Origin of the sequence: Limnohabitans sp. (assembly GCF_017848645.1) — a bacterium.
Classification (GTDB): domain Bacteria; phylum Pseudomonadota; class Gammaproteobacteria; order Burkholderiales; family Burkholderiaceae_C; genus Limnohabitans_A.
The window spans coordinates 73,253-81,590 of record NZ_JAFEIF010000051.1; the positions used below are offsets into that span (position 1 = coordinate 73,253).

5 protein-coding genes are annotated in these 8,338 nt (G+C 59.5%); all 5 read right to left on the bottom strand.

The window, feature by feature from the left end; translation table 11 throughout:
• Positions 1-4 precede the first annotated feature (4 nt).
• Positions 5-1,528, bottom strand: coding sequence for a BRCT domain-containing protein (locus QZ190_RS12035; protein WP_291916602.1), 1,524 nt, complete (start codon positions 1,526-1,528; stop codon positions 5-7).
• A gap of 1,066 nt (positions 1,529-2,594) precedes the next feature.
• Positions 2,595-5,186, bottom strand: a complete 2,592-nt coding sequence (gene acnB / locus QZ190_RS12040) for a bifunctional aconitate hydratase 2/2-methylisocitrate dehydratase (protein ID WP_291916603.1) — start codon at positions 5,184-5,186, stop codon at positions 2,595-2,597.
• Between the two features lie 24 nt (positions 5,187-5,210).
• Positions 5,211-6,068 (bottom strand): hypothetical protein, encoded by an 858-nt coding sequence (locus QZ190_RS12045; protein WP_291916606.1) that lies wholly within the window; start codon positions 6,066-6,068, stop codon positions 5,211-5,213.
• A gap of 26 nt (positions 6,069-6,094) precedes the next feature.
• On the bottom strand, positions 6,095-7,024 hold the full coding sequence (locus QZ190_RS12050; protein WP_291921357.1) for an aldolase/citrate lyase family protein: 930 nt from the start codon (positions 7,022-7,024) through the stop codon (positions 6,095-6,097).
• Between the two features lie 110 nt (positions 7,025-7,134).
• Entirely contained in the window at positions 7,135-8,121 is a 987-nt protein-coding gene (locus QZ190_RS12055) for a malate dehydrogenase (protein ID WP_291916610.1), read from the bottom strand.
• Positions 8,122-8,338 lie beyond the last annotated feature (217 nt).

Genomic DNA, 8,338 nt, shown 5'->3' on the forward strand with positions numbered 1-8,338 from the left:
TTTTTTATGAACTGGCCAACTGCCAAGCCAACAAACCGGCTTTGCTGTTGCCCTGATAAACAGGCTGCAAGGCATCGGGCCTGTGGCCTGTCCGAAGCCAATACGCAAACTGTTCATCTTTTGCGGCATAAGCGCGGCGAGATCCAGCTTCACCCACCACGCCCTGATGTATTTCCAGAATTTCCGAATCACTCATATCGGCAACATGCAGATACACGGACTTGTCAGATTTCAAATAGAAAACATCACCCACATGGAAGTCATACCAATGGTGAATCCGGCTCCATGCCTGGTAGGTTTGCGCCTGACTTTCAGAACCATTTGCCACCTCATCGGCTTGTGCGCCACCTGCCTCGATGAAATTGCCCAATGAAACACCCAACGCAGGCCAATGCTGTATCTGGATGTCAAATGCCCAAGGTTCGAAATGTCTGTCGTATTCGAGTCCCAACCTTTCGATATGAAGCCCCTCGCTGCGTGGTGGCGTTTGCGAATCCTGCAACACGCCTGTTGCAGCAAGGCTTGGCAGCTGGTCAGGCGTTAGCAAATAACACCCCGCCTCACGCGCACGCTTGGCAACCATGGGGCTGTGCCCCGGGCCACAAACCAGATACGTCAAATTCTTTGTCTGCGACTGAACCACCTGAAACTGGTGCGCTTGGGCCAGTGCCTCCAATTCAATTTGCTTGGGGTCCTTTTGATCAGGGGTCAGCGTCTTGTAGCCAATGACGCGCAGCTGCAGCGTGGACAAAGGCTGTGACATCGGCGACGGGGGCGAGGGCTGGATCGGGTTCTTCAACAAACGGGCACCATTGTGGTGATAAAAATCGATGAGATCGATCCTGAAAAACTTCCACAAACCATCGGACGTGTCGCTGCCTTCAACGTAGCGGCCAACCTCAATCCAGTCCACCAATTTCACAGAGCGGCATTGCCCTTCCTTAAACCGGTACTCAAACTCCAGCGGCTGGCGCGTGTCTACGGGTAAATCCACAGACCCATCCAGCAATTCACCCGTTTCCACAAAAACCAAATACTGACCTTCATCCAACACCCAGCAGTTTTGCGCCCGTGCCTGCTCCACTTTTTTCGGCCCCGCATTGGGTCCACCGCAGATGTAGTTCAAGCCCTGTGTGACCGTGGACACAACCCGCAAGCCCGCGCCAGTGGCCATGGCTTCCAGTGCTACCCTTCGCTTGGCCGCAAAGCCGGTGAACAAGATCTGAGGGCGATCTTCTTTGATTGATGTGGCCGATGGCCTTGGTGGCGGCTTTACGTGAGGCACGGCAAGCAGGCCCTCAGATGCGTCGATGTACCTCACCACCCTGTCTTTGCGGTAGGTCAATGGGTAGGTGTCACCCAACCCTTTGCCTTTGATGTAGTGGCCGACTTCGGACCAGGCGATCAAGTGCCGGAACGACACCTCCCCGCGCGCGTTGCAGTACTCAAACTGCAGCAGCTCGTTTGACCACTGTGGTTTTTCTTCTTTCATCTCCCTGCCCACCTTTAAATCGTCGCTACGGCTCAAGCCGCCTTCTGTTTCTCGACCGAAAACAAGTCAGCTCGTGCGGCTGCTTTGCCTAGTTCGGTTCCGTTGTTGTAGTTGTGCAGCAGTGCTGACTCTTCGGCTTTCACAGCGACTTTCGTTGTGCTCGGGCCAAATTCAAGACGCTTATTTTCATTTACAAATAGCTCATAATACAAATTTTTTTACCACTTGGTATTGATAAATTTTTTCATATTTTCTTTATTACGATTTACGGATGCGAGATCCAACAACATAAGCACATGGATGGCACAGGGTTCGGGCATCACAAGCATGAACATTGGGTCTGCTTGGGTGCTATCTCCGAGACAGTTGCCAGATATTTTTCGGTATGACCCATTTTGGGCAGTAACCTGAGCAGCCTGCCTCGTACTGGTTGTCAAACCGCTGTTGTCCCCCCAAAAAAACTAACGCGCTGATCAACCTCAAAGTCCGGTGCCAATTGAGCCACTTCACCCCAGTCTTGGGATGGCTCCATGCGCTCACCGCTTGAGCATCAGCGCCGAACCACAGCGGTGGCCCGCGTGCATGGGTAATGAGCGGCAGCTCCACCTCCTCCCCAATGTGCTCCAGTATTTGCCGGATATCAACGCCGGGCGTGAAGAAGGCGATGATGAGTATTTACCCCCTATAAAGGGAGCACAGTAGCGGGAATACCTCGTAGATGCGGGCGATGAACTTCGCCCACAGTTAATGCGCCGGGTGTTTGGGCGAAACCGGCTGGGCAAGCTTGGTATGGGTTGGAGGTTGTCTTTTCCCGACACTGTGTTGGCTGGCTCGGTTCTAACAGGCGCCGATTGCACCGCTGCGACCTATGCCTGCGCCGCTACGGCGGGACTGAAGGGCGAATTTAGTGCCAACAGACCGTTGAAGTGGTGACGGTGCGTGCGAGCGAGCCAGCCAGCCAGACAGACAGACAGACAGACAGACAGACAGCCGCAGCATGAATACAGCACAAATGCGCGGTCTTGTGCAAACCTCTCCCCAGCCGGACCACGCAAAAAAACGGCCCCGAAGGGCCGTTTTTCATTCAAGGAGCCGTGACCACTCAGGCGGTCACACCCTTGGCGTTCTCCACGTACTCTTCAATCTGGTTGAAGTTCAGGTACTTGTAGATCGCTGCGCCGTCCTTGTTCACGATGCCCATGGCTTCGTGGTACTCGGCAACTGTCGGGATGTGACCCAGCTTGGACGCGATCGCTGCCAACTCGGCCGAGGCCAAGAACACGTTGGTGTTCTTGCCCAAGCGGTTGGGGAAGTTGCGGGTGCTGGTGGACACCACCGTGGCACCTTCGCGCACTTGGGCTTGGTTGCCCATGCACAGCGAGCAGCCGGGCATTTCGGTGCGGGCACCGGCGGCGCCGAAGTTGGCGTAGTGGCCTTCTTTGATCAGCTCGCTCTCGTCCATCTTGGTCGGTGGGGCGACCCACAGCTTGACGGGGATGTCGCGGCTGCCGCCGAGCAGCTTGGCCGCGGCGCGGAAGTGACCGATGTTGGTCATGCACGAACCGATAAAGGCTTCGTCGATCTTGGTGCCGGCCACGTCGGACAAGAACTTGGCGTCGTCCGGATCGTTGGGGCAGCACAGGATCGGCTCTTTGATCTCGTTCATGTCGATCTCGATGACGTGCGCGTACTCAGCGTCCTTGTCGGCTTCGAGCAGGTTGGGCGCGTCGAGCCAGGCCTGGACCTTTTCAATGCGGCGCTGCAGCGTGCGCTTGTCTTCGTAGCCGTTGGCGATCATGTTTTGCATGAGCACGATGTTGGACTTCAGGTATTCCTCGACCGGCTCTTTGTTGAGCTTGATCGTGCAACCGGCGGCCGAGCGCTCGGCTGAGGCGTCAGACAATTCAAACGCTTGCTCGACCTTCAGGTTGGGCAGGCCTTCGATTTCCAGGATGCGGCCGGAGAACTCGTTGATCTTGCCGGACTTGGCCACAGTCAAAAGGCCCTTCTTGATCGCGTACAGCGGGATCGCGTGCACCAAGTCGCGCAGGGTCACGCCGGGCTGCATTTCGCCTTTGAAACGCACCAACACCGACTCGGGCATGTCCAGCGGCATCACGCCGGTGGCGGCACCAAAGGCCACCAAGCCAGAGCCTGCGGGGAAGGAAATGCCGATGGGGAAACGGGTGTGCGAGTCGCCACCGGTACCGACGGTGTCGGGCAACAACAGGCGGTTGAGCCAGCTGTGGATCACGCCGTCACCGGGGCGCAGGGACACGCCGCCGCGGTTGCTGATGAAGGCCGGCAGTTCGCGGTGGGTCTTGACGTCCACGGCCTTGGGGTAAGCAGCGGTGTGGCAGAAGGACTGCATCACCATGTCGGCGCTGAAGCCCAAGCAGGCCAAGTCTTTCAACTCGTCGCGGGTCATCGGGCCGGTGGTGTCTTGCGAGCCCACGGTGGTCATCTTGGGTTCGCAATAAGTGCCGGGACGTACGCCCTGGCCTTCTGGCAAACCGACCGCACGGCCGACCATCTTCTGCGCCAGCGTGAAACCAGCTTTGGTCGAAGCGGGCACGGAGGGCAAACGGAACACGGTGGACGCAGGCAGGCCCAGGAATTCGCGGGCCTTGGCGGTCAGGCTGCGGCCGATGATCAGGTTGATGCGGCCGCCGGCGCGCACTTCGTCAAAGAGCACATCGCTCTTGAGTTTGAACTCGGTGACGGTGGCGCCGTTTTTCACGATCTTGCCGTCATAGGGCAGGATGTCGATGACGTCGCCCATCTCCAGCTGGGACACGTCCACTTCGATCGGCAATGCGCCGGAATCTTCTTGGGTGTTGAAGAAGATGGGGGCGATCTTGCCGCCCAAGGTCACGCCACCAAAACGCTTGTTGGGCACAAACGGGATGTCTTGGCCGGTGGCCCAGATCACGCTGTTGGTGGCCGACTTGCGGCTGGAGCCGGTGCCGACCACGTCGCCCACGTAGGCCACCAAATGGCCTTTTTTCTTCAGGTCGTCGATGAACTGCATGGGGCCGCGCTTGCCGTCTTCTTCGGGCTTGAACGCCGCGCCAGGGCGGGTGTTCTTGAGCATGGCCAGGTAGTGCAACGGGATGTCGGGGCGGCTCCAGGCGTCGGGCGCGGGCGACAGGTCGTCGGTGTTGGTCTCGCCAGGCACCTTGAACACAGTGACCGTGATTTTTTTCTCGACTTCGGGGCGGCTGGTGAACCACTCGGCCTCGGCCCAGCTTTGCATGACTTCTTTGGCCTTGGCGTTGCCAGCCTTGGCTTTTTCAGCGACGTCGTTGAAGAAGTCGAACATCAACAAAGTTTTCTTCAGGGCCTCGGCGGCCACACCAGCCACTTCGGCGCTGTCGAGCAACTCGATCAGGGGGTGCACGTTGTAGCCACCCACCATGGTGCCGAGCAGCTCTGTGGCCTTGGCTTTGGAGACCAGGGCGACGCTCAGTTCGCCGTGCGCCACTGCGGCCAGGAAGGAAGCTTTGACCTTGGCGGCGTCATCCACGCCGGGTGGCACGCGGTGCGTGAGCAGGTCCATCAAAAAGGCGTCTTCGCCAGCGGGCGGGTTCTTGATCAGCTCGATCAGATCGGCCACTTGCTTGGCATCAAGAGGCAAGGGCGGGATGCCCAAGGCAGCGCGTTCGGCTGCGTGTTCACGGTACGCGTTCAACATGGTTTTTTCTCCGGTCAGTCAAAGTCAATCGTTGGATCTGCCCATGCCGGTTTTGTCAAACAGGCTGGGCGGAGGGTTGGTTTTCATCTGTTGGCCATAAGCCACTTGTTCGGGATGTGCACAGTCGTCGGCCACGCGGCGGCCTTTTTTCTGGTCCATCAGCATGGACTTGTTGGCCAGCTGCAGCCACACGGCACCGGCTTTGGGGTCCTCAAGGCGCAGGGCACCGGTGCTGGTGCGCACGGGGTACATGCGGTAACGGAAGCCTTTGCCCTGCACATGGAAGTAGCCCGGTGCCGCTGCATCGGCTTGGACACGCACGCTGGCCCCGAGCTCACAAGGCATGAGGCCTTGGTGAATTTGCTGGGCGATGGCCAGGTCTTGCGACATCGGATCTGAGGCGCTCAGGGCCTCAGATGCAGGCGTAGCCAAACCGGTCGTTGAAGGTGTCAGCGGCTGCGCCGCAGACACCGTGGGGGAGTCGGCCATGGCGGGCACTGCAACCAAGATCGGTGCAGCAGGTGCATCGCTGCGCTGGGACGGCAACTCAGTCCAAGCAGGCAAAGGCTGCATCGGCGCAGGAGCCTGTACATGGCTGGGCTGAGCGGCCGACACGAAGCTGGGCACGACATTGGCTGAGGCCGCAGCAGCTGGCAGCTGTGCGGTCGGCGGCCTGGAGTGCTGGGCCAAGGCGGCTGACTGGGCCTGCGCCTCGGCAATGGCGCGGGCCTGCAGGCGTGCCGTGAGGTCGGCGGCCGCACGGGCCTTGGCCTGCGCAGACGTTTGAGGGGGCTTTGCTTTGGCGCCGGAATGGCCCTGGCTTTGCGCCCAGGCAGGCAGCAGCAGCATGGCGCAGACCAGAACAACAAGGCGCTTGAGCATGGACAATCCTTTGAAGACTGCGGGCATCATGACAGGCTGCGCTGCGCGCTCATGGGGGCCACATCCAACAAAGCCTGCATCGGGGAAGGTAAATGGCGACCTGTCTGGTGCGCGCGCTCGATCAGTTGCCAGAAAAAACGGTAACTGGCCCGGTCATGCAATTGACCAGCGTGGCTGATGGGTGCCCAGTCGGCGGCTTGGGCGGCCAGGATGATTTGGCTGGCCTGGTCAATTTGCTGCTCGCTGGGGGCCATGGCCTCCAGGATGGGGCGAATCTGATCGGGGTGGATGCTCCACATGCGGGTGTAACCCAGCTCACGGGCGGCCTTTTGGGCCGCCGAGCGAATGGCGTCGGTGTTCTTGAATTCGGTGACCACGCAATGCGAGGGTACTTTGCCATGGGCGTGGCAGGCGCTGGCAATCTCGAGCTTGGCGCGCATCACCAAGGGGTGTGTAAATTGCCCCTGAATGCCCATGCCCTCGGCGGGAATGGCACCCGCATGGGCCGACACAAAATCCATCAGGCCAAAGCTGATCGACTGCACGCGGGGGTGTGCGGCGATGTCAAAGGCCTGGTGCACGGCAGCGGGCGACTCGATCAGCACATGCACCGGCAAATGGCCGGCGCCTGCCGTGATCAAGGCGGCTTGAACGCGGTCCACATCGGCCACGCTCTCGACTTTGGGCACCATGATGTGCGTCAAAACGCGGCCAGCCCGGCCAGCGATGTGGCTCATGTCGGCTTCAAAACTGGTGTGGTCCACCGGGTGGACCCGCACCGCGATGCGCGCGTCGGCGCGAGCGGCTTTGGTCGACAGTGCCAGCTCGGTCACCAGCGCCGCGTGTTCGGCTTCGCCACCGACGGGCGCACCGTCTTCACAGTCCAGGGTGACATCAAAAACGCAGGTGCCAAACTCTTGCGTCATCTCGGCCTGCAGCTGCAGGCTCTTGCGCATCCGCGCCTCCACCCCGCTGTAATGGTCACAGACCGGCAGCTGAACGCTCCCGGCTTGTGCCCCCAGCAAAATGTGGCGTGGATGACTCACTTTGACAACTCTGCCCTGAATCAGATCAGGTGAGCGACGCCAGCTTGCTCGTCGGTCAGCTCTTTGAGCGTCTTGTCGATGCAGCCTTGGCTGAAGGCGTCAATTTCCAGACCTTCCACGACTTTGTACTCGCCGTTTTCGCAGGTCACAGGGAAGCCGAACATGACGTCTTTAGGAATGCCGTACCAGCCTTGTGATGGGATACCCATGGTGACCCACTTGCCGTTGGTGCCCAAGGCCCAGTCGCGCATGTGGTCGATGGCGGCGTTGGCGGCCGATGCTGCCGAGGACAGGCCACGGGCTTCGATGATGGCCGCGCCGCGTTTGCCCACGGTGGGCAAGAACACGTTGGCGTTCCATTCCTGGTCGTTGATCATGGCCTTGACAGATTCGCCCTTGATCGTGGCGAAACGGTAGTCGGCGTACATGGTGGGCGAGTGGTTGCCCCAGACGCACAGTTTTTCGATGTCAGCCACGGCCTTGCCAGTCTTGGCAGCGATTTGCGACAGGGCGCGGTTGTGGTCCAGACGCAGCATGGCGGTGAAGTTGCCGGGCTTCAAGTCAGGAGCCGCCTTCATGGCGATGTAGGCATTGGTGTTGGCGGGGTTGCCCACGACCAGCACTTTCACGTCACGCGAAGCCACGGCGTTCAGGGCCTTGCCTTGTGCGGTGAAGATGGCGCCGTTGATGGCCAGCAACTCGGCACGCTCCATGCCAGGGCCGCGTGGGCGCGAACCCACCAGCAAAGCGTAGTCCACATCCTTGAAGGCGGTCATCGGGTCGCCATGGGCTTCCATGCCCACCAACAGAGGGAATGCGCAGTCTTCGAGTTCCATCATCACGCCCTTGAGGGCTTTTTGTGGGCCTTCGACAGGCACTTCGAGCAATTGCAGGATGACAGGCTGGTCTTTGCCCAGCATTTCGCCGGAGGCGATGCGGAACAACAATGCGTAACCGATTTGACCTGCTGCGCCGGTGACGGCAACGCGGACGGGCTTTTTGCTCATGGTGGAAAACTCCGAAGTGTTGAAAACAAGCGTTGCGGTCCGCTGCCAACATCCATGTCGGCAAGGCCGTCCGGCGCACCGGACCCGCGCTGGCGGTCTTTGTTCAGACAAAGCCACAAGTGCAAGCAAACAGCTTTCGAGTGTACCCGCGAAAACCCTGATTCGTCAATTTGTCTTATGTCTTATATAAGATATGATGACACGCCTGCCATGCACC

Excerpts from the sequence above, each read along its gene's own strand:
- acnB (WP_291916603.1), bottom strand. The coding sequence starts at position 5,186 with ATGTTGAACGCGTACCGTGAACACGCAGCCGAACGCGCTGCCTTGGGC.
- QZ190_RS12045 (WP_291916606.1), bottom strand. The coding sequence starts at position 6,068 with ATGCTCAAGCGCCTTGTTGTTCTGGTCTGCGCCATGCTGCTGCTGCCT.
- QZ190_RS12055 (WP_291916610.1), bottom strand. The coding sequence starts at position 8,121 with ATGAGCAAAAAGCCCGTCCGCGTTGCCGTCACCGGCGCAGCAGGTCAA.
- QZ190_RS12050 (WP_291921357.1), bottom strand. The coding sequence starts at position 7,024 with ATGCGCAAGAGCCTGCAGCTGCAGGCCGAGATGACGCAAGAGTTTGGC.